General features: G+C 40.2%; 1 pseudogene. It reads right to left on the bottom strand.

The window, feature by feature from the left end:
- Window positions 1-276, bottom strand: a pseudogene (locus tag PG418_RS00195) (site-specific integrase); the annotation flags it as partial.

Here is a 276-nt window from a genome sequence, read left to right as displayed (position 1 = left end):
AAATCAAAAGGGTTTTTCCTTACACAATCGTCTTGTATGGCGATATAGAATGACGCTTTTAACGAGCGTTTATGGTTGTTAATGGTGTTATAGGAAAAGCCTTTGTCTTTCATGCGTAACGCCCATTCCTTAGCGTCAGAGGGTTTTATCGTATCAATGCTCCTAGCACCTAACTTATCCTCTTTCAATAACCGCATGAGTTGTTCCCGTTGTTTCATTGTGCTTTTCTTCACATTTGCCCTTTGTGCGTTCTGTTTGGCATAGAGTTGACAAAGT

The sequence above is a fragment of the Bariatricus sp. TF06-38A genome (assembly GCF_027690675.1).
In the GTDB taxonomy this organism is placed as follows: Bacteria; Bacillota; Clostridia; order Lachnospirales; family Lachnospiraceae; genus Allocoprococcus; species Allocoprococcus comes.
This window is presented reverse-complemented; position numbering and strand designations above follow the sequence as displayed.